Source organism: Streptomyces sp. SA15, from assembly GCF_002291145.1.
GTDB lineage: Bacteria > Actinomycetota > Actinomycetes > Streptomycetales > Streptomycetaceae > Streptomyces.
The window spans coordinates 43017-63025 of record NZ_NTGE01000077.1 but is presented as its reverse complement, the minus strand read 5'-3'; the positions used below and the strand labels follow the sequence as shown (position 1 = coordinate 63025).

The 20009-nt window shown below is 70.2% G+C and carries 17 protein-coding genes and 1 pseudogene; 15 read left to right on the top strand and 3 right to left on the bottom strand.

Translation table 11 applies throughout. From position 1 onward, the window contains the following. The first annotated feature begins 20 nt into the window (after positions 1–20). Complete coding sequence (locus tag CLM62_RS14305) at positions 21–854, top strand: helix-turn-helix domain-containing protein (RefSeq protein WP_257003841.1); 834 nt, start codon at positions 21–23, stop codon at positions 852–854. Between the two features lie 490 nt (positions 855–1344). Next, a complete protein-coding gene (locus CLM62_RS14300) occupies positions 1345–1548 on the top strand; it encodes an AlpA family transcriptional regulator (protein WP_095750240.1) in 204 nt (67 codons plus the stop codon). Positions 1549–1607: 59 nt separating this feature from the next. On the opposite strand, the gene CLM62_RS14295 is transcribed toward CLM62_RS14300, so the two are convergent. Beyond that, positions 1608–2651 carry a zinc-dependent alcohol dehydrogenase family protein gene (locus tag CLM62_RS14295; protein WP_095750239.1) on the bottom strand — a complete coding sequence of 348 codons (1044 nt, stop codon included), beginning with the start codon at positions 2649–2651 and terminating at the stop codon, positions 1608–1610. Positions 2652–2810: 159 nt separating this feature from the next. Between CLM62_RS14295 and CLM62_RS14290 the strand changes: the two genes are divergently transcribed. Both CLM62_RS14290 and CLM62_RS14285 read left to right on the top strand, forming a co-directional pair. Further along, positions 2811–3050 carry a heavy-metal-associated domain-containing protein gene (locus CLM62_RS14290; protein WP_095750238.1) on the top strand — a complete coding sequence of 80 codons (240 nt, stop codon included), beginning with the start codon at positions 2811–2813 and terminating at the stop codon, positions 3048–3050. A 74-nt stretch (positions 3051–3124) separates the two neighbouring features. Continuing rightward, positions 3125–5392 carry a cation-translocating P-type ATPase gene (locus CLM62_RS14285; RefSeq protein ID WP_095750237.1) on the top strand — a complete coding sequence of 756 codons (2268 nt, stop codon included), beginning with the start codon at positions 3125–3127 and terminating at the stop codon, positions 5390–5392. Between the two features lie 546 nt (positions 5393–5938). On the opposite strand, the gene CLM62_RS14280 is transcribed toward CLM62_RS14285, so the two are convergent. Together CLM62_RS14280 and CLM62_RS14275 are read right to left on the bottom strand one after the other, a co-directional pair. After that, a complete protein-coding gene (locus tag CLM62_RS14280; protein WP_095750236.1) occupies positions 5939–7228 on the bottom strand; it encodes a citrate synthase in 1290 nt (429 codons plus the stop codon). A gap of 286 nt (positions 7229–7514) precedes the next feature. After that, positions 7515–9755, bottom strand: a complete 2241-nt coding sequence (locus tag CLM62_RS14275; RefSeq protein ID WP_095750235.1) for an ATP-dependent RecD-like DNA helicase — start codon at positions 9753–9755, stop codon at positions 7515–7517. Positions 9756–10080: 325 nt separating this feature from the next. On the opposite strand from CLM62_RS14275, the gene CLM62_RS14270 reads away from it, so the two are divergent. From CLM62_RS14270 to CLM62_RS14220, 11 genes and pseudogenes are all read left to right on the top strand, one after another. Beyond that, entirely contained in the window at positions 10081–11121 is a 1041-nt protein-coding gene (locus tag CLM62_RS14270; RefSeq protein ID WP_095750234.1) for a LacI family DNA-binding transcriptional regulator, read from the top strand. Then, positions 11118–12683 carry a sugar ABC transporter ATP-binding protein gene (locus tag CLM62_RS14265; RefSeq protein ID WP_095750233.1) on the top strand — a complete coding sequence of 522 codons (1566 nt, stop codon included), beginning with the start codon at positions 11118–11120 and terminating at the stop codon, positions 12681–12683. The genes CLM62_RS14270 and CLM62_RS14265 overlap by 4 nt, the downstream gene beginning before the upstream one ends. Next, positions 12673–14622: a substrate-binding domain-containing protein gene (locus CLM62_RS14260; RefSeq protein WP_095750232.1), complete on the top strand. Its 1950-nt coding sequence runs from the start codon at positions 12673–12675 to the stop codon at positions 14620–14622. Before CLM62_RS14265 ends, CLM62_RS14260 begins: the two co-directional genes overlap by 11 nt. Positions 14623–14751: 129 nt before the next feature. Continuing rightward, positions 14752–15654 (top strand): ribokinase, encoded by a 903-nt coding sequence (locus CLM62_RS14255; RefSeq protein WP_095750231.1) that lies wholly within the window; start codon positions 14752–14754, stop codon positions 15652–15654. Next, a complete protein-coding gene (gene rbsD / locus CLM62_RS14250; protein WP_095750230.1) occupies positions 15651–16040 on the top strand; it encodes a D-ribose pyranase in 390 nt (129 codons plus the stop codon). Before CLM62_RS14255 ends, rbsD begins: the two co-directional genes overlap by 4 nt. A gap of 255 nt (positions 16041–16295) precedes the next feature. Beyond that, a pseudogene (locus tag CLM62_RS14245) lies at positions 16296–16613 on the top strand (gas vesicle protein); the annotation flags it as partial. 40 nt (positions 16614–16653) lie between these two features. Continuing rightward, positions 16654–17109, top strand: coding sequence for a gas vesicle protein GvpJ (gene gvpJ, locus CLM62_RS14240; protein WP_095750228.1), 456 nt, complete (start codon positions 16654–16656; stop codon positions 17107–17109). Between the two features lie 8 nt (positions 17110–17117). Continuing rightward, positions 17118–17831, top strand: coding sequence for a GvpL/GvpF family gas vesicle protein (locus CLM62_RS14235; protein ID WP_179382094.1), 714 nt, complete (start codon positions 17118–17120; stop codon positions 17829–17831). 60 nt (positions 17832–17891) lie between these two features. After that, a complete protein-coding gene (locus CLM62_RS14230) occupies positions 17892–18155 on the top strand; it encodes a gas vesicle protein GvpG (protein ID WP_095750226.1) in 264 nt (87 codons plus the stop codon). A gap of 27 nt (positions 18156–18182) precedes the next feature. Continuing rightward, on the top strand, positions 18183–18848 hold the full coding sequence (locus CLM62_RS14225) for an ABC transporter substrate-binding protein (RefSeq protein WP_095750225.1): 666 nt from the start codon (positions 18183–18185) through the stop codon (positions 18846–18848). Next, a complete protein-coding gene (locus CLM62_RS14220; RefSeq protein ID WP_095750224.1) occupies positions 18841–20004 on the top strand; it encodes an SRPBCC family protein in 1164 nt (387 codons plus the stop codon). The genes CLM62_RS14225 and CLM62_RS14220 overlap by 8 nt, the downstream gene beginning before the upstream one ends. The last annotated feature ends 5 nt before the right edge of the window (positions 20005–20009 follow it).

Genomic DNA, 20009 nt, shown 5'->3' with positions numbered 1-20009 from the left:
ACCGCGGGATCCGGCTGGCGATGGACCGGCCCCGCCGCAGGCTGGAGGCGCCCATCGGCGCGGCGACCCTGTTGCTGGGCTTCGACCAGCCCGTCCGCATCTCGCGCGCCGGCCGCCCCACGGACACGCTCGTGTCGGTGTACTGCGGGCCCACGACCACCCCGGCCGTCGGCGAGCACGGCGGACGGCTGTCCGGCATCGAGGTGCTGCTCACTCCCTGGGCCGCGTTCACCCTCTTCGGCACCCCGCAGTACGAACTCGCCGACCGCACCGTCGACCCCGACCAGCTGCCGCACGCCCTGGCCTCGCGCCGGGCGGGCGACCGGCGGCGCAGCGTCCGCGAACTGTCCGCCGCGCTGGCCTCGTTACCGACGTGGGAGGACCGTTTCGGGCTGCTCGACGACGTGCTCGCGCGCTGGTGGGAGGTCGGCACGCCGAGTTCGGCCCGGGTGGTGCGGGCCTGGTCGGAGCTGGTGCGCACGGGCGGCGCGATGCCGGTACGACAGCTCGCCGACGAGGTCGGCTGGAGCGTACGGCACCTGGAGAACCGTTTCCGGGAGCAGATCGGGCTCGGCCCGAAGGCCGCGGCGCGGGTGCTGCGGCTGCAACGGGCCCGGCGGCTGCTGGCAGCGGGGCGGGGACAGGCGGAGACGGCCGCGGTCTGCGGCTTCTACGACCAGGCGCATCTGAGCGGTGAGTTCAAGGCGATGACGGGGTGTACGCCCCGGGAGTTCGTGGTGGCCCGACAGGGGCCGGTCGGGGCCGGGGCGCCGGCCGGCGACCGGATGAGCGGGGAGGCGACGAGCCTCGTCCTCGCGCCGCGTGGACGGGCGCAGGACGTGTTGCTGACGTAGTGCGGTTTCTCCCAAGACCGGTAGAGCGGTTTTTCCCAAGACCGGTAGTGCGGTTTTTTCCAAGACCGGCGAGGGGCGCCGAAGGCACGCTGTGCCTCCGGCCGACTGATCGGGGGTGCACCCGGGGGGATGCAGCGGGCGGCTGCACGGGGGATGCGGGGAAGCCGACGGGTCGGGTCCGGCGCAGCGGATCCGACCCGTCTTGCTGTGTTCTGCTGCTCTGCCGCTTCCTGCTGCTCTGGCGCCTCTGTTGCTCTGCCGCACCCTTGAACCGGCGTACGCCTTTGTCCCGCTCGTGTCACAAACGCCCCCTTCGTGTCACGTGTGTCGCGTGTCTGCGGGTCTTGCGTCACACCCGGCGCACAGGCCCTCCCCCACCCCACTCCGCGTCGTTCACCGGGCACAGGCTCTGTGATCGCCAGCGCAGTACCCGGCTCCCCCGCCGGCCGCTCCCGGCCGCCGCCGCGGTACGCGCGGGGAGGTGCAACTGATGACCGACCGACGGCTCTGGTCCTACAAGGAGATCGCGACGCACATCCGGGTGCAGCCGGACACCGTGCGCTCCTACCGCAAGCACGGACTGCTGCCACCGCCCGACCACGTCGAGGCCGGCAAACCCTTCTGGTACCCGGAGACCGTCCGGGCATGGGTGGCGTCCCGCCCGGGCAACAACCGCGGCCGCAGAGAAGACTGACCTCCCGGAGAAAAACCTGTGCCCCACCTGCCGCGTGGGGCACAGTCGTCCCAGGACCCTCAGCTCCACGGCTCGATGACCGTGACCCCCGCCCCCGGCGCGGTCCCCATCGCCGCCAGGGCGGCCGGGGCCGCCTCCAGCGAAATCGTGGACGTGACCAGCAGGTCGGGCCTCAGCACGCCCGCCCGGACCAGCTCCAGCATCGGCGGGTAGGTGTGGGCGGCCATGCCGTGGCTGCCGAGGAGTTCGAGTTCCAGGGCGATCGCGCGGGCCATGGGGACCGGGGTCGTGCCGTCGGGCGAGGGCAGCAGGCCGACCTGGACGTGCCGCCCGCGGCGGCGCAGACCGCCCACGGAGGCGGCGCAGGTGGCGGGCGAGCCGAGGGCGTCCAGCGAGAGGTGGGCGCCCCCGCCCGTCAGGTCACGGATCGCCTCCGCGGTGTTCTGCGTGCGGGAGGCGTCCACGCATTCCGCCGCGCCGAACTTCCGCGCCAGGTCCAGGGCTGCCGGTGACACGTCGACGGCGACCACCCGCGCGCCCGACGCCGCCGCGATCATCACCGCGGACAGGCCGACGCCCCCGCAGCCGTGCACCGCGACCCACTCCCCCGCCGCCATCCGGCCCTGCTGGACCACCGCGCGGAACGCCGTGGCGAACCGGCAGCCGAGCGAGGCCGCCGTCGCGAAGGACATCTCCTCCGGTACGGCGACGAGGTTCACGTCGGCGTGGTCCAGCGCCACGTACTGGGCGAAGGAGCCCCAGTGGGTGAAGCCGGGCTGGGTCTGCCGCTCGCACACCTGCTGATCGCCCGCCGCACACGCCTCGCAGCCGCCGCAGGCGCAGACGAAGGGCACGGTGACCCGGTCGCCGGGCCGCCAGGAGGTCACCCGGGCGCCCACCGCCTCGACGACTCCGGCGAGTTCGTGCCCCGGCACGTGCGGCAGCGCGATGTCCGGGTCGTGGCCCTGCCAGCCATGCCAGTCGCTACGGCATAGACCCGTGGCCTCGACCCGCACCACGACCCCGTGCTCCGCGGGCTCCGGGTCCGCCACCCCCCGCACCTCCGCCGGCTCCCCGTACCGCTCGAACACCACAGCCCGCATGAGCACCCCTTCCAGGTTTCCGATGGAACGCTAACGCCGGGCCTTCGCAGGCGCGCCACCGTCCCCTCTTGGAGAGGTACCCCCTAGGGGTATAGTGTGGGAGGTACGGACCCCACCGTGGGTCACGCAAGCCCCAGACGCCTCGACGAGGAGAACGACATGAGCGCCCAGACCGAAACCCCCGGTTCCGTCACCACCGTCTACAAGGTGAGCGGGATGAGCTGCGGGCACTGCGAGGGCTCCGTTTCCAGCGAGATCTCCGAGATTCCCGGCGTCAGCTCGGTGCAGGCCGTGGCCTCATCCGGTGAGGTCACCGTCGTGTCCGCGGCCCCGCTCGACGAGGAGGCCGTGCGCGCGGCCGTCGACGAGGCCGGATACGAGCTGGTCGGCAAGGCCTGACGCACACCTGCCCCCGGGTCGTGCCGGCCGGCACAGGCACGGCACGACCCGGTCCGCTCCCTGGAGTCACGGACATGTCCAGCACCACCGCACAGACCCCGATAACCGATACCTCGGAGGTCGAACTCCTCATCGGCGGCATGACCTGCGCGTCCTGCGCGGCCCGCGTCGAGAAGAAGCTCAACCGCATGGACGGGGTCACCGCCACGGTGAACTACGCGACGGAGAAGGCGAAGGTCACCTACCCCGCGGGCGTAGAGGTCGCCGATCTGATCGCGACCGTGGTGAAGACCGGCTACACGGCACAGGAGCCCGCGCCGCCTCAGGACGCACCCCAGGAGGTACCCCACGAGGAGGATCCCGAGCTCGCCTCCCTCCGGCAGCGGCTCGTCGTCTGCGTCCTCCTCGCCGTCCCCGTCGTGCTGCTCTCCATGGTCCCGGCGCTGCAGTTCGACAACTGGCAGTGGCTGGCCCTCACGCTCGCCTCGCCGGTCGCGGTCTGGGGCGGATGGCCGTTCCACAAGGCCGCCTGGACGAACGTACGGCACGGCGCGGCCACCATGGACACCCTCGTCTCGCTCGGCACGCTGGCCGCGTTCGGCTGGTCGCTGTGGGCGCTGTTCTTCGGCGACGCGGGCATGCCGGGCATGCGTCACGGCTTCGAGTTCACCCCCGGAGCGGTAGCGACCAATGTCACAGCGCGCATGGACGGCGCCTCCACGATCTACCTGGAGGTCGCCGCCGGAGTCACCGCCTTCCTCCTGCTCGGCCGCTATCTGGAGGCCCGCGCCAAGCGGCGCGCGGGGGCGGCGCTCAGGGCGCTGATGGAGCTGGGCGTGAAGGACGTGGCGGTGCTGCGGGCCGGGCGGGAGGTACGGGTTCCGGTGGCGCGGCTGGCCGTCGGCGACCGGTTCGTCGTACGGCCCGGGGAGAAGATCGCCACCGACGGCACGGTCGTCGAGGGCGCCTCCGCGGTGGACGCGTCCATGCTGACCGGCGAGTCCGTCCCGGTGGACGTCACGGTCGGCGACACCGTCACCGGCGCCACCGTCAACGCCGGCGGGCGGCTCGTCGTGGAGGCCACCCGTGTCGGCGCCGACACGCGGCTCGCGCGGATGGCGAAGCTGGTGGAGGACGCGCAGAACGGCAAGGCCGAGGTGCAGCGGCTGGCCGACCGGATCTCCGCGGTCTTCGTGCCGGTGGTGATCGGGATCGCGGTGGCCACCTTCGGCGGGTGGCTCGGCGCGACCGGTGACACGGTCGCCGCGTTCACCGCGGCCGTCGCGGTGCTGATCATCGCCTGCCCGTGCGCGCTGGGCCTGGCCACACCGACCGCGCTGATGGTCGGCACCGGGCGCGGGGCCCAGCTCGGCATCCTCATCAAGGGCCCCGAGGTACTGGAGTCCACCCGCCGCGTCGACACCGTCGTCCTGGACAAGACCGGCACGGTCACCACTGGCCGTATGACCCTCCAGGAGGTGTACGTCGTCCAAGACGACGAGGGCACGGCCGAGAAGCAGGTCCTGCGGCTCGCGGGCGCCCTGGAGCACGCCTCCGAGCATCCTGTCGCCCGGGCGGTCGCCGTGGGCGCCGAGGAGCGGGTCGGGCCGCTGCCGGACGCCGAGCACTTCGAGAACGTGCCCGGGCGCGGCGTACGCGGGCGCGTGGAGGGCCGTGAGGTGGCCGTGGGGCGCCTTTTCGACGACCTGCCTCCCGAGCTGGCCCGCGCGAAGGACGAGGCCGAGCGGGGCGGTCGTACGGCCGTCGTGGTCGGCTGGGACGGTGCGGCACGCGGCGTGCTGGCCGTCGCGGACGCGGTCAAGGAGACCAGCGCCGAGGCGGTGCGCGAACTGCGCGCGCTGGGGCTCACACCGGTGCTGCTGACCGGGGACAACCGGGTGGTGGCGGAGGCGGTCGGCCGGGCCGTCGGGATCGACCAGGTCGTCGCGGACGTCCTGCCCGAGGACAAGGTGCACGCCGTCCAGCGGCTCCAGGCCGAGGGCCGGACCGTCGCCATGGTCGGTGACGGGGTCAACGACGCGGCCGCGCTCGCCACCGCCGATCTGGGCCTGGCGATGGGGACCGGGACCGACGCGGCGATCGAGGCGGGCGATCTGACGCTGGTGCGCGGGGACCTGCGGGTGGCCGCGGACGCGATCCGGCTGTCCCGGAAGACGCTGTCCACGATCAAGGGCAACCTCGTGTGGGCCTTCGGCTACAACGTGGCCGCGCTGCCGCTGGCCGCCGCGGGGCTGCTGAACCCGATGATCGCGGGTGCGGCGATGGCCTTCTCGTCGGTGTTCGTGGTGACCAACAGCCTGCGGCTGCGGGCATTCCGATGAAGGCCCCCTCTGGAGTCCGGCGCCACCCTCACATAAGCTCTTCACAAGGCTCGCGCATCATCCTTACGCTTGGGTCTCGTTCGACATAACCGGGCCCTTGCGTATCTAACGGACATATGCAAGAGACGCAGATCACAGTGATGTGAACGTAACCATCGAAGGGGTTCGAAGGTCTAAGTTGACGATGTCAGGCAGCGTCTTGGGGGGCGCAGACTGGCATCTGGGGATGTCTTGGGGGACTTCCCCAGAGATGCGTTGCCGGGGCACGTACACCGGGAAGCTTTGAGCGGCCCTTCCGGCGTGCGCTGTCCCGGCAGACCGCACACATGAGTAGTACGAGGATTTTTGCTCGTTCTGCTCAACGCAGCACCAAGCAGTACCGCAACACAGCGATTCAGGCGCTGGTTCTCCAGACGCCCGGCCGGATCCCGTGGGGGGAATCCGTACCGGGACAAGGGAAGGCGCCCTGGACGTCGGCCCGTGGGGGGACCGACGCCAGGGCGCCTTCTGTATTGCGCTGTGTTGCGCTGTATTGCGCTTACAGGGTCAGCGGGACTCGACCGGCACGAAGTCGCGCTCCACCACACCCGTGTAGATCTGCCGCGGGCGGCCGATGCGGGAACCCGGCTCCTTGATCATCTCGTGCCACTGGGCGATCCAGCCCGGGAGGCGGCCGAGGGCGAACAGGACCGTGAACATCTCGGTCGGGAAGCCCATGGCGCGGTAGATCAGGCCGGTGTAGAAGTCGACGTTCGGGTAGAGGCTGCGCGAGACGAAGTAGTCGTCGGAGAGCGCGTGCTCCTCCAGCTTCAGCGCGATGTCCAGCAGCTCGTCGGACTTGCCGAGGGCCGAGAGCACGTCGTGCGCCGCCGCCTTGATGATCTTGGCGCGCGGGTCGAAGTTCTTGTAGACCCGGTGGCCGAAGCCCATCAGACGGACGCCGTCCTCCTTGTTCTTCACCTTGCGGATGAAGGAGTCGACGTCACCGCCGGCGTCGCGGATGCCCTCGAGCATCTCCAGGACGGACTGGTTGGCGCCGCCGTGCAGCGGGCCCCAGAGCGCGTTGATGCCGGCCGAGATCGACGCGAACATGTTGGCCTGGGACGAACCCACCAGACGGACCGTCGACGTCGAACAGTTCTGCTCGTGGTCCGCGTGCAGGATCAGCAGCTTGTCCAGGGCGGAGACCACGGTCGGGTCGAGCTCGTACTCCTGCGCCGGGACCGAGAAGGTCATGCGGAGGAAGTTCTCGACGTAACCGAGGTCGTTGCGCGGGTAGACGAACGGGTGACCGATCGACTTCTTGTACGCGTACGCGGCGATCGTCGGCAGCTTGGCGAGCAGACGGATCGTGGAGAGGTTGCGCTGCGTCTCGTCGAAGGGGTTGTGGCTGTCCTGGTAGAAGGTGGACAGCGCCGAGACCACCGACGACAGCATCGCCATCGGGTGGGCGTCGCGCGGGAAACCCTTGTAGAAGTTCTTGACGTCCTCGTGCAGCAGGGTGTGCTGCGTGATGTCGTTCCTGAAGCCGGAAAGCTCGTCGACGGTCGGCAGCTCGCCGTTGATGAGCAGGTAGGCGACCTCCAGGAAGGTGGAGCGCTCCGCCAGCTGCTCGATCGGGTAACCGCGGTACCGGAGGATGCCGGCCTCGCCGTCGAGGTAGGTAATGGAGGATTTATAGGCGGCGGTGTTGCCGTAGCCGCTGTCCAGCGTCACCAGACCGGTCTGGGCGCGGAGCTTGCCGATGTCGAAGCCCTTGTCGCCGACGGTGCTGTCGATCACCGGGTAGGTGTACTCGCCGTCGCCGTACCGCAGTACTACAGAGTTGTCGCTCACGTCTTCCCTCACCGACGTTGTGCCTCATCTTCGAGGTTGCCCTGACTGTCTCTACCATCCCCCATTTGGCGCAGGAGAGTGCACTCGGGGTCGGCCATTGGGCTTATCGGCGGCACTCAGTGCCGCCAACTACCTCATCCTGCCCCCTCTGTTCCCCAACTGGAAGGCCTCTGTGACCTTCACGACTCATTTGATCGATCATTTTTTGTGATGTCTGCCCGAAGTGGCCGGAAGCCGTCGGGTCAGGCGCCGGAAGCCGTCTGGTCAGGCGCCGGAAGCCGTCTGGTCAGGCGCCCGAGAGCCGGAAGTCCAGGGCCGTACAGCGTCGTCCCGCCGACACCGTGCGCACCGCCTGGCCGATCGCCTTGCGTGAACCGACGAGCACGACCAGCTTCTTGGCGCGGGTGACCGCCGTATACAACAGGTTGCGCTGAAGCATCATCCAGGCGCTGGTGGTGACGGGGATCACCACCGCTGGATATTCACTTCCCTGTGAACGGTGGATCGTCACCGCGTACGCGTGGGCCAGTTCGTCCAGCTCGTCGAATTCGTACGGCACCTCCTCGTCCTCGTCCGTCAGCACCGTCAGGCGCTGGTCGACCGGGTCGAGCGAGGTGACCACGCCCACGGTGCCGTTGAAGACACCGTTCTTCCCTTTCTCGTAATTGTTGCGAATCTGGGTGACCTTGTCGCCGACGCGGAAGACCCGGCCGCCGAACCGCTTCTCCGACAGGTCCGGGCGGCCCGGGGTGATGGCCTGCTGGAGCAGGCCGTTGAGGTTGCCGGCGCCGGCCGGCCCCCGGTGCATGGGCGCGAGCACCTGCACGTCCCGGCGCGGGTCGAGGCCGAACTTGGCCGGAATCCGCCGGGCCGCCACATCCACCGTGAGCCGGCCGACCTCCTCCGTGTCGTCCTCGACGAAGAGGAAGAAGTCCTTCATGCCGTCGGTGACCGGGTGCTGCCCGGAGTTGATCCGGTGCGCGTTGGTCACCACCCCCGACTGCTGGGCCTGGCGGAACACGCGCGTGAGGCGCACGGCCGGGATCGGGCCGCCGTCGGCGAGCAGGTCGCGCAGGACCTCGCCGGCGCCGACGCTGGGCAGCTGGTCCACGTCACCGACGAAGAGGAGATGGGCGCCCGGGGGTACGGCCTTCACCAGCTTGTTGGCGAGCAGCAGGTCCAGCATGGACGCCTCGTCGACCACCACCAGGTCGGCGTCCAGGGGGCGGTCCTTGTCGTAGGCCGCGTCGCCGCCGGGCTTCAGCTCCAGCAGGCGGTGGACGGTGGAGGCCTCGGCGCCGGTGAGCTCCGACAGGCGCTTGGCGGCGCGGCCGGTGGGGGCGGCGAGGACGACCTTGGCCTTCTTGGCGCGGGCCAGCTCCACGATCGAGCGGACGGTGAAGGACTTGCCGCAGCCGGGACCGCCGGTGAGGACGGCGACCTTCTTGGTCAGCGCCAGCTTGACGGCGGCCTCCTGCTCGGGGGCGAGGTCGACGCCCGTCCGACCCTTCAGCCAGCCCAGCGCCTTGTCCCAGACCACGTCCCGGAAGCCGGGCATCCGGTCCTGGTCGGTGCGCAGCAGGCGCACCAGCTGGGCGGAGAGGGAGAGTTCGGCCCGGTGAAAGGGGACGAGGTAGACGGCCGTGACAGGGTCGCCGTCCGGCCCGGGGACCTTCTCCCGTACGACACCGGGGTCCTCCCCCTCCTCCGCAGGCGCCGCGAGCTCGGCGAGACACTCGATGACGAGCCCGGTGTCGACCTGGAGCAGCTTCACCGCGTCCGCGATCAGCTGCTCCTCGGGGAGGTAGCAGTTGCCCTGGTCGGTGGCCTGCGACAGGGCGTACTGCAGGCCCGCCTTGACGCGCTCCGGGCTGTCGTGCGGGATGCCGACGGACTGGGCGATCTTGTCGGCGGTGAGGAAGCCGATGCCCCAGACGTCGGCGGCCAGGCGGTAGGGCTGGTTCTTGACTACCGAGATCGAGGCGTCGCCGTACTTCTTGTAGATGCGCACCGCGATCGACGTGGACACCTCGACGGTCTGGAGGAAGAGCATGACCTCCTTGATCGCCTTCTGCTCCTCCCAGGCGTCGGCGATCTTCTTGGTGCGCTTGGGGCCGAGGCCGGGGACCTCGATCAGCCGCTTCGGCTCCTCCTCGATGATCCGCAGGGTGTCCAGGCCGAAGTGCTGGGTGATGCGGTCGGCGAAGACCGGGCCGATGCCCTTGACCAGGCCGGAGCCGAGGTAGCGGCGGATGCCCTGGACGGTGGCCGGGAGGACGGTCGTGTAGTTCTCGACGGTGAACTGCTTGCCGTACTGCGGGTGGGAGCCCCAGCGGCCCTCCATGCGCAGGGACTCGCCGACCTGCGCGCCGAGCAGCGCGCCGACGACCGTGAGGAGGTCGCCGCCGCCTCGGCCGGTGTCGACGCGCGCGACCGTGTAGCCGTTCTCCTCGTTGGCGTACGTGATCCGCTCCAGGACGCCTTCGAGCACGGCCAGTCGCCGCTCCTCGCTCGCTTGTTGGGCCATGATCCGACGGTACCGCCCGGCACCGACAGCTCATCCGGCCTGGGCCACCACGTGGTCGATCACCTTCTTGAAGTCCTTACTCCTCCGCTCCGGCCCCTCAGGCCTTGAGGAAACGACCCCGTACCTCCAGCGTGAACCGCCCAGCCCCGCCCGTGCATACGACCGCGCTCATCCGGGCGCGGAACATCACGATCCGGTCTCGGCATCCGGTCCGGGTCTTGATTAACCCCCGTGTAATCGATTCCAATCCCCGTACACGTCGATGTAATCGATTCCACGACGATCCACGACGATCCACGACGATCCACGAGGAGGTGGAACGGCGATGGCGAGCATCAAGGACGTCGCCACCGAGGCGGGAGTCTCCGTCGCCACGGTGTCGCGCGTCCTGAACGACCATCCGTCCGTCAGCGCGGACGCACGCACGCGCGTGCTGGCCGCCGTCGAGACGCTGGGCTACCGCCCGAACGCCGTCGCCCGTTCGCTGCGCACCGACCAGACCCACACCCTCGGCCTGGTCATCAGCGACGTGATGAACCCCTACTTCACCGAGCTGGCCCGCTCCGTCGAGGAGGAGGCCCGCGCGCTGGGCTACAGCGTCATCATCGGCAACGCCGACGAGCGGCCCGAGCTGCAGGACCACCACGTACGGAACCTGCTGGACCGCCGTATCGACGGGCTGCTGGTCTCCCCCACCGACGGCGGCTCGCCGCTGATGCTGGGCGCCGCGCGCGCGGGGACGCCGATGGTCTTCGTGGACCGGTGGATCCCGGGCGTGGACGTGCCGGTGGTACGGGCGGACGGGCGGGCCGCCGTACGGGACCTCGTCGCCCATCTGCACGGGCTGGGGCACCGGCGGCTCGCGATCATCGCGGGTCCGGCGGCCACCACCACCGGCAGCGAGCGCGTCGACGCCTTCCGAGAGGCCCTGGCCGAGTACGGCATCCCCCTCCCCGACGCCTACATAGGCCAGGGCGACTTCCAGGCCGAGAGCGGGCGGCGGGTCACCGAGGGGTTCCTCGACCTGCCCGAGCCGCCCGAGGTCGTGTTCGCGGCCGACAACCTGATGGCACTGGGTGCGCTGGACGCCGTACGCGCGCGTGGGATGCGTGTTCCGGACGACATCGCGCTGGCCGCCTTCGACGACATCCCGTGGTTCGTGCACACCGATCCGCCGATCACCGCGATCGCCCAGCCCACGGGCGAGCTGGGGCGCGCCGCCGTGCGCGCGCTCGTCGACCGCATCGAGGGACGGCCCCCCGCCTCCGTCACCCTCCCCGCCCGTCTCGTCGTACGCCGCTCGTGCGGCGAGCCGGCCGTTCGAGCAAAGCCCGCACAGTCCCCCGTACGAAGGAGCAAGCCGTGAGCAACCAGGACGAGTTGCTGCGCATCGAGGGCATACGCAAGGCCTTCCCGGGCGTGATCGCGCTCGACGGCGTCGACTTCGACCTGCGCCGGGGCGAGGTGCATGTGCTCCTCGGTGAGAACGGCGCGGGCAAGAGCACCCTCATCAAGATGCTCTCCGGCGCCTACACGCCCGACGCCGGGCGGATCCTGGCCGGCGGCGAGGAGGTGCGCATCCACGGTGCGCAGGACTCCGAGCGCCTCGGGATCGCCACCATCTACCAGGAGTTCAACCTCGTTCCCGATCTGACGGTCGCCGAGAACATCTTCCTGGGGCGGCAGCCGCGCCGCCTGGGGATGATCGACCGGAAGAAGATGGAGGCCGATGCCGCCGTCCTGCTGGAGCGGGTCGGCGTGAACGTGTCTCCACGCGCGCGTGTGCGTGAACTCGGCATCGCGCGCCTGCAGATGGTCGAGATCGCCAAGGCGCTGAGCCTGAACACGCGCGTGCTGATCATGGACGAGCCGACCGCCGTGCTCACCTCCGAGGAGGTGGACAAGCTCTTCGCGATCGTGCGCAAGCTGCGCGAGGACGGGGTCGGGATCGTCTTCATCACGCACCACCTGGAGGAGATCGCCGCCCTGGGTGACCGCGTGACCGTCATCCGCGACGGCAGGAGCGTCGGGCAGGTCCCCGCGAACACGCCCGAAGACGAGCTCGTACGGCTCATGGTGGGGCGGTCGATCGAGCAGCAGTACCCGCGCGAACGGGTCGACGCCGGGGCCGCGTTGCTCACCGTCGAGGGGCTGACCCGGGACGGCGTCTTCCACGACGTCACCTTCGAGGTGCACGCGGGCGAGGTCGTCGGCATCGCGGGGCTCGTCGGGGCCGGTCGTACGGAGGTCGTACGGGCCGTGTTCGGGGCGGATCCGTACGACAAGGGGGCCGTGAAGGTCTCCGGCGCCTCGGTCCCCAGGTACGACGTCAACGCGGCGATGACCGCGGGCATCGGTCTGGTACCCGAGGACCGCAAGGGCCAGGGGCTGGTGCTCGACGCCTCCGTCGAGGAGAACCTCGGGCTGGTGACCATGCGCGCCGCGACCCGCGCGGGGCTCGTGGACCTCAAGAGCCAGCGCGAGTCGGCCGCGCGGATCGCCGAGCAGCTGGGCGTGCGGATGGCCGGACTCGGCCAGTACGTGCGGACCCTCTCCGGCGGCAACCAGCAGAAGGTCGTCATCGGCAAGTGGCTTCTGGCCGACACCAAGGTGCTGATCCTCGACGAGCCGACGCGCGGGATCGACGTCGGCGCCAAGGTCGAGATCTACCAGCTCATCAACGCACTGACGGCCGCCGGCGCCGCCGTCCTGATGATCTCCAGCGATCTGCCCGAGGTGCTCGGCATGAGCGACCGGGTGCTGGTGATGGCGCAGGGCCGGATCGCGGGCGAGCTGTCCGCGGACGAGGCCACGCAGGACGCGGTCATGGCACTCGCGGTGAGCAACCCCACTGAAGCGGTGAGCAACCCCACCGAAGCGGTAAGCAACCCCACCACCACTGAACTGGAGGCCGGCCGTGGCCGCTGACACGCTCAAGAGCACATCTGGCGCCGCGGCGGTCCGCCGTCTGCTCCTCGACAACGGCGCGCTCACGGCGCTGATCGTCCTCGTCGTCGCCATGTCGGCGCTGTCCGGGGACTTCCTGACCACCGACAACCTCCTGAACGTGGGCGTCCAGGCGGCCGTAACCGCGATCCTCGCCTTCGGCGTGACCTTCGTGATCGTCTCGGCGGGCATCGACCTGTCGGTCGGCTCGGTGGCGGCCCTGTCGGCCACCGTGCTCGCCTGGAGCGCCACTTCGCACGGCGTCCCGGTCGTCATAGCGGTCGTCCTGGCCGTCGCCACCGGCATCGCGGCCGGCCTGGTCAACGGCTTCCTCATCGCCTACGGCAAGCTGCCGCCGTTCATCGCGACACTCGCCATGCTGTCGGTGGCCCGCGGTCTGTCGCTGGTGATCTCCGAGGGCTCGCCGATCGCCTTCCCCGACTCCGTCTCGCACCTCGGGGACACGCTCGGCGGCTGGCTGCCGGTGCCGGTGCTCGTGATGATCGTGATGGGTCTGATCGCCGCGTTCGTGCTCGGCCGGACGTACATCGGCCGCTCCATGTACGCGATCGGCGGCAACGAGGAGGCCGCCCGCCTGTCCGGCCTGCGGGTGAAGAAGCAGAAGCTCGCCATCTACGCCCTGTCCGGCGTCTTCGCCGCCGCAGCGGGCATCGTGCTCGCCTCCCGGCTGTCCTCCGCGCAGCCGCAGGCCGCCGACGGCTACGAGCTGGACGCGATCGCCGCGGTCGTCATCGGCGGCGCCTCGCTCGCGGGCGGCACCGGAAAGGCGTCCGGCACGCTGATCGGCGCGCTGATCCTGGCGGTGCTGAGGAACGGGCTCAACCTCCTGTCGGTTTCCGCCTTCTGGCAGCAGGTCGTCATCGGTGTCGTGATCGCGCTGGCGGTGCTGCTCGACACCCTGCGCCGCAAGGCCGGGGCGACCCCGGTGGCCGCGGGCACGGGTGGCTGGTCCGGCGGGGGCATGGGCAAGCAGGCGACGACGTACGCGCTGGCGGCTGTGGTCACCGTGGCGATCGTCGGCGCGACCTCCTTCCTGCACAACGGCTCCTCGTCCGCGTCGACGCCGAAGGTCGGCCTGTCCCTGTCCACCCTCAACAACCCGTTCTTCGTGCAGATCAGGGCAGGCGCCCAGGCCGAGGCGAAGAAGCAGGGCGTGGACCTCACCGTCACGGACGCCCAGAACGACGCCTCCCAGCAGGCCAACCAGCTGCAGAACTTCACCAGTTCGGGCTTCGGCGCGATCATCGTCAACCCGGTGGACTCGGACGCGGCGGGCCCGTCGGTGCGGGCCGCCGACAAGGCGAAGATCCCGGTCATCGCCGTCGACCGGGTCGTCAACGAGGCCACCACGGAAGCGCTGGTCGCCTCCGACAACGTCGCCGGCGGTGAGCTCGCCGCCAAGACGATCGCGGACCGGCTCGGCGGCAAGGGCAAGATCGTGATCCTCCAGGGCCAGGCGGGCACCTCCGCCGCCCGCGAGCGCGCCGAGGGCTTCGCCAAGGGCCTGAAGGCCTACCCGGGTATCCAGGTCGTGGCCCAGCAGCCGGCCGACTTCGACCGCACCAAGGGCCTCGACGTGATGTCGAACCTGCTCCAGGCCCACCCGGACGTCCAGGGCGTCATCGCCGCCAACGACGAGATGGCCCTCGGCGCGATCAAGGCGCTGGGCTCCAAGGCCGGCAAGTCGGTCTCCGTGGTCGGCTTCGACGGCACGCCCGACGGCCTGAACGCGGTCAAGGACGGCACGCTGTACGCGTCCGTGGCACAGCAGCCGACCCAGCTCGGGAAGATCGCCGTGGACAACGCGCTGAAGGCGCTCCAGGGCGAGAAGGTCGAGCAGACGGTGAAGGTGCCGGTGAAGGTGGTCACGGAGGCGAACGTGGCCGGGTTCAGCGGCTGACATCGGGGAGCGGACGGGCGGTCACTTCGGGCATGCAGGGGTACGCAGTGGGCCGCTGACCCGGCCGAGGCCGTCCGTCCCAATCCATCCAGCCGTCCGCTGCAATCCATCTATTCGGGGAGACATCTCATGTACGACTACGACCTCCTGGTCGTAGGGTCGGCCAACGCCGACCTGGTGATCGGTGTCGAGCGCCGGCCGGAGGCCGGGGAGACCGTGCTCGGCTCCGACCTGGCCGTCCACCCGGGCGGCAAGGGCGCGAACCAGGCGGTCGCGGCCGCCCGGCTCGGGGCCCGTACGGCCCTGCTGGCCCGGGTCGGCGACGACGCGTACGGCCGGCTGCTGCTCGACTCGCAGCGGGCGGCCGGCGTGGACACGGTGGGGGTGCTGGTCGGCGGGGCGCCGACCGGGGTCGCGCTGATCACGGTGGACCCGTCGGGGGACAACAGCATCGTGGTCTCGCCAGGGGCGAACGGTCGGCTGAGGCCCGAGGACGTGCGGGCGGTGGGCAGCCTCTTCCACGCCTCCCGGGTGGTCTCGACGCAGCTGGAGATCCCGCTGGAGACGGTCGTGGAGGTCGTACGGAACCTGGCGCCGGACAGCCGCTTCGTGCTGAACCCGTCGCCGCCGCGGCCTCTGCCCCCGGAGGTGCTGGCGGCCTGCGACCCGCTGATCGTCAACGAGCACGAGGCGAAGGTGATCCTTGGCGAGGCGCGGGTGGGCGAGGCCCCTGAAGACTGGGCGCGGGTCCTGCTCGCGCGCGGGCCGCGATCGGTGGTGGTGACGCTGGGCCCTGAGGGCGCGCTGGTGGCCTCCTCCGAGGGGGTGACCCGGGTCCCGTCCGTGCGGGTGGACGCCGTGGACACGACGGGCGCGGGCGACGCGTTCACCGCGGCGCTGGCCTGGCGGCTGGGGGCGGGCTCGTCCCTGGCGGAGGCGGCGGCGTACGCGGCCCGGGTCGGGGCGGCGGCCGTCACGAAACAGGGTGCGCAGGACTCCTTCCCCACGGCGGAGGAGATCGAGGCGCCGTGAAGAAGGCCGGAATCCTGAACCGCCATCTGTCCGGCGCGCTCGCCGAGTTGGGCCACGGGGACGGGGTGCTGGTGTGCGACGCCGGCATGCCGATACCCGACGGCCCGCGGGTCGTGGACCTCGCCTTCCGGGCCGGGGTGCCGTCCTTCGCCGAGGTGCTGGAGGGTCTGCTGGCCGAGCTGGTGGTGGAGGGCGGGACGGCGGCGGAGGAGGTACGGCACACCAATCCGGCGGCTTCGAACCTGCTGTCCGCTCGGGTTCCCGAGCTGACCCTGGTCCCGCACGAGAGGCTCAAGGCGTTGTCGGGGGGCGCGCGTCTGGTCGTACGCACCGGGGAGGCGCGGCCGTACGCGAATGTGCTGCTGCGGTGCGGAGTGTTCTTCTGACCCGGAAATGACCCGGAAATGACCCGGACATGCTTCGAGGGAGCCCGATCCACCGACCGGGCTCCCTCGGGTTTTCCCTCCCCGTCAGAACCCCCGCGATCCCCCCAGATCCCCCTCCGAGAAGTCCTGATGCCAAGTACGACCCGCGGGGTGGGGGGAGGGTTGCCCTGTCTCCGCGGATTTTTTAGGACTGGCGCTCACGTCGGAGTGGGTTGAAGATTGAATCAGGCAAGAAGGTGATTTGTCACGACTGATCGTGATTCGAAGAAGGCCCCCAGCTCGTCGCCGAAGGCGTCCGCCGGGGAACGGGTCTCCGCGTCCGAGGCCATGCGGAGCGCGACCCGGCAGCTCACCGAGCTGCTGGGACGGGCTCCCGAGTCGGTTTCCGCGCTGAAACCCGTCGACGAGGGCTGGGAGGCCCAGATCGAGGTCCTGGAGTTGGAGCGCATACCGGAGACGAGCAGCGTGATGGCCAGCTACCAGGTGGTTCTCGACCCGGCGGGCAATTTGCTGGAGTACGAGCGCGGGCGCCGGTACACGCGCGCACAAGTCGACAGAGACAGCCGCCGCTGAGTGCGGCTGCCCTTGGCAGGAAGGGAAGAACATCGTGACTGTGGTGCCGCAGGGCGAGGGCGGCGCCGTTGCCGGCGTCGCGGGTGGCGGTACGGGGACCCTCTACGACGTACTGGAACTCGTCCTCGACCGGGGGTTGGTCATCGACGTGTTCGCACGGGTGTCGCTGGTGGGCATCGAGATCGCGAAGGTGGACGCCCGCGTCGTCGTCGCCAGCGTCGACACGTATCTGCGCTTCGCCGAGGCGTGCAACCGGCTGGACCTGGAGGCAGGCCGCAAGGCCCCCGCACAGCTGTCGGACATGGTCCAGGGCACGGTCGAGTCGGGCTCCCGGGGCAAGAGCAAGGGGGCGCTGACCGGCGCGGTCGAGGCGGTCACCGAGTCGCTCCAGAAGGGGCGCGGGGACGACCGTGAGCGCGAGCCCAGGCGGGAGAAGCAACACGAGCACACCGATCGCGGCTCCGGCCGTCGTTCCTCGAGGGACCGGGAGGAGTGAGCGAGCCGATGTCCCTGTACGTGTACGCGATCACCAAGGCGTCGCATCCATTGAACCTCGGGGGCCTCAAGGGCGTCGGAGAGCCGCCCGCGGAGTTGCACGCGGTCCGCGACGGTGAACTGTGCGCCGTCGTCAGCGAGGCCCCTGAGCACCTTTCGATCGCACGCCGGGACGTGGAGGCGCATCACGAGGTCCAGGAGCATCTGTGGGCCGACGGCACCACTCTGCCGTTGAGCTTCGGCTTCGTCGCCCCGGACGAGAACGCCGTACACGCCATTCTGGAGGAGCGGGGCGAGGCGTTCACACAGCGCCTCGACGAGCTCACCGGGCGGGTGGAGTTCAACGTCAAGGGATTGCAGGACGAGGACACGGTGCTGCGCGCGATCCTGGAGGAGTCCGAGCAGGCCCGTGCGTTGAGCGAGGCGACCCGCGAGGGCGGCGGGACGTACGAGGACCGGCTGGCGCTCGGCCAGCTCGTGGCCCAGGAGGTGCAGAGCCGACAGCAGGCGCTCGCCGAAGAGGTCCTCGCCGCCCTGCGTCCGTTCGTGGTGTCCGAGAGGCTCGCTCCGCCGTCCCAGCAGTACTTCGTGAACGTGTCCTTCCTGGTTGAGGACGAACGGTCCAAGGAATTCGCCGACGCCGGCAGCGAGCTGGCCGAGCGTTTCGGAGAGGGGATCGAGCTGCGGCTGCGGGGCCCCTTGCCGCCGTACAGCTTCGTCTGACCGGCCTTGGTCCGACCGACCGTCCGGACAGCACGAGAAGCGACAGCCCGAGGAGGCGATGTGGGACTGGTCACGGGGATCCTGACCCTGCCGTTCGCCCCCGTGCGGGGCATCGGCTGGGTGCTCGACAAGGTCGTCAAGACAGCGGAGAACGAGTTCTACGACCCCGCTCCCGTGCAGGAAGCCCTCGTGAACCTGCAGCGGGCGCGGGACGAGGGCCGCATCGACGAGGAGACATTCGCACGGCGCGAGGAGGAGTTGCTGCGCCGCCTGGAGGAGATCAGGGTCTACCGGCTCCAGCGGGGCGGGCAGCCCGGACTGTGACGCGTGGGCAGGAAAGAAGACAGGATCATGAACAACGCCAAGATCGGCGCTGCTGTCGTAGGTGGTTATGTGCTGGGCCGGACGAAGAAGGCCAAGCTGGCCATCAGCCTCGGTGCGCTGCTGGCCGGATCGCGGGTCAGGCCCGGGCAGCTCGCCAAGGCCCTCGACACGTCCTTCCTCAGCGACGTCCGCCACCAGGTGCGCACCGAGCTAACGGACGCGAGCAAGGCCGCGGCGACCTCCGTACTGACGGCGAAGGCGGAGAATCTGGCCGACGCCTTGCACGCACGCACCGTGGGCCTGCAGGAAAAGGCACACCCGGAGGGCGAACCGGAGGGCGAAAAGGACGAGGGCGAGAGCGGCCGGGAGGACGAACCCCGGGCCGAAGAAGAGCGTGAGGACGAAGAGGACCGGGACGAAGAGGACCGGGAGGAAGAGGACCGGGCCAAGGGCCGCGAGGACGAAGGACGCGAAGCCGAAGGACGCGAAGCCGAAGGACGCCACGAGGAGCGGAGGAGCGAAGAGCGGCAGAGCCGGGCGCGGCGAGCCCCGGCGCGTCGGGGCGAGGGGCGCGAGAAAACGCGGCACCGCGGGTCGGACGAGGGGAGCGAGCCGCGCAAGAGGAAGGCAGCCGCCGAACAGAGCCGCCCGAAGAGCGGCACCTCACGGTCGAGGAGGCAGGGCGATGGCTGAGGGCAAGGCGGCGGAACGCGGCTCGGCGGATGCCGGGACCCTCACCAAGGTCCGGGAGCAGGCACAACAGACCCCGGGCGCCGACCGGCTGAAGGAAGAGCTGGAGCGCTACATCCAGGCCCGCGTGGAGCTGATGCTGGAGGGGGTGGGCCACCGGCTGGGCGCCGGAGCGCGCCGGCTGGCCGAAGCACACATGAGTCCTGGTGGGCTGGCCAAGACCGTGGGCAAGGGCGCCAAGAAGCTCGGCGAGCAGCTGCCGTCGGGCGCGGAGGTCCTGACCTCGACCGCGTCCCACGCCAAGGACGCAGTGGTGGACAAGGCGAAGGACGTACTGCCCGGGAAGAAGCACGGGAGAGGCCCTGGAGGCGGCACCGGCCGGGGGCTCACCATCATCGAGGACATCGACGTGGGCGTCCCGGTGCGCGAAGCGTACAACCAGTGGACGCAGTTCCAGGATTTCGAACGGTTCGCCAAGGGCGTGGTCGACGTCGAGCAGAAGGACGACACCACCACCCAGTGGGAGGTGAAGGTCGCCAAGGCGAGCCGCCGCTGGCGCGGCGACATCACGGAACAGGTGCCCGACGAGCGGATCGCCTGGACGACCGAGGGGGACAAGGCCACCACCAAGGGCGTCGTCACCTTCCACCCGCTCGGCGAGAACCTCACCAAGGTGCTCCTTGTACTGGAGTACTTCCCCAAAGGTGTGGTCGAGAAGACCGGGAGCCTGTGGCGGGCCCAGGGCCGCCGCGCACGGCTGGATCTGAAGCTCTACCGCACGTTCGTCATGATGCGCGGAGAGGCCACCGGGGGATGGCGCGGGGAGATCCGCGAGGGCAAGGTGGTCCGGACGCCGGAGGAGGTCGAGGAGGCCGAGGCCGAGGAGGGCCGCGAGGAGGAGGCCGAGGGCCGCTCCGAGGAAGAGGAGCCCGAAGAGGAGGAAGAGGAGCGCGCGGAGAAGGAGCCCGAAGAGGAGGAGCCCGAAGAGCGCTACGAGGACGAGGAGGAAGAGGAAGAGGAAGAGGAAGAAGAGCCCGAGGAGCGATTCGACGAGGATGAGGAGGAGGACGAGGAGGACGAGGACGAAGGACCGGAGCCCGACGACCGTTACGACGACGCCGAGGAAGAGGCGCCCGAGAAGGGTCGCCGCCACGGCTAGAAAAC

Bases quoted from the DNA above. Each gene is read 5' to 3' on its own strand.
- CLM62_RS14270 (WP_095750234.1), top strand. From the start codon at position 10,081: ATGGCGAGCATCAAGGACGTCGCCACCGAGGCGGGAGTCTCCGTCGCC.
- CLM62_RS14285 (WP_095750237.1), top strand. From the start codon at position 3,125: ATGTCCAGCACCACCGCACAGACCCCGATAACCGATACCTCGGAGGTC.
- CLM62_RS14225 (WP_095750225.1), top strand. From the start codon at position 18,183: ATGAACAACGCCAAGATCGGCGCTGCTGTCGTAGGTGGTTATGTGCTG.
- CLM62_RS14290 (WP_095750238.1), top strand. From the start codon at position 2,811: ATGAGCGCCCAGACCGAAACCCCCGGTTCCGTCACCACCGTCTACAAG.
- CLM62_RS14235 (WP_179382094.1), top strand. From the start codon at position 17,118: ATGTCCCTGTACGTGTACGCGATCACCAAGGCGTCGCATCCATTGAAC.
- CLM62_RS14295 (WP_095750239.1), bottom strand. From the start codon at position 2,651: ATGCGGGCTGTGGTGTTCGAGCGGTACGGGGAGCCGGCGGAGGTGCGG.
- CLM62_RS14220 (WP_095750224.1), top strand. From the start codon at position 18,841: ATGGCTGAGGGCAAGGCGGCGGAACGCGGCTCGGCGGATGCCGGGACC.
- CLM62_RS14300 (WP_095750240.1), top strand. From the start codon at position 1,345: ATGACCGACCGACGGCTCTGGTCCTACAAGGAGATCGCGACGCACATC.
- CLM62_RS14255 (WP_095750231.1), top strand. From the start codon at position 14,752: ATGTACGACTACGACCTCCTGGTCGTAGGGTCGGCCAACGCCGACCTG.
- CLM62_RS14305 (WP_257003841.1), top strand. From the start codon at position 21: ATGGACCGGCCCCGCCGCAGGCTGGAGGCGCCCATCGGCGCGGCGACC.
- CLM62_RS14275 (WP_095750235.1), bottom strand. From the start codon at position 9,755: ATGGCCCAACAAGCGAGCGAGGAGCGGCGACTGGCCGTGCTCGAAGGC.